Raw genomic sequence first — 295 nt, forward strand, 5'->3', positions numbered from 1 at the left:
CAGGACTATTGTGGCCCACAACAAAGATTTGGTCAGCCTGATTCATCAGTTCTTGGAAGGCGTGGCTAATAACCCGTGCTCGAACCCGGGTCCGCTTTTCCATTGGGTTGGTTTTTCCACCAAAGAAACGGGCCTGTTCATCTTCCGCCCGGACAACAACTTGATCACCACCCCGACCGAGGGCCAGATCGAGGTTCCGTTGCGCAGTATCCGCTAACTTAATAAAGTCGGTCTGCCCATACGAAATCCCAACACTCAACGTTACTGGTGAGTTCATCTGGGACGTGTTTTCCCG

At 52.2% G+C, this 295-nt stretch carries 1 protein-coding gene; it reads left to right on the plus strand.

Annotated features, from left to right (window positions below; translation table 11 throughout):
• Positions 1-217, plus strand: a 217-nt coding sequence (locus ACFILW_RS10750) for a hypothetical protein (RefSeq protein WP_375685828.1), incomplete at its 5' end; no start/stop codon positions are given.
• Positions 218-295 lie beyond the last annotated feature (78 nt).

The organism is Bartonella sp. TT110JLCBS, from assembly GCF_042193405.1.
Lineage (GTDB): Bacteria > Pseudomonadota > Alphaproteobacteria > Rhizobiales > Rhizobiaceae > Bartonella.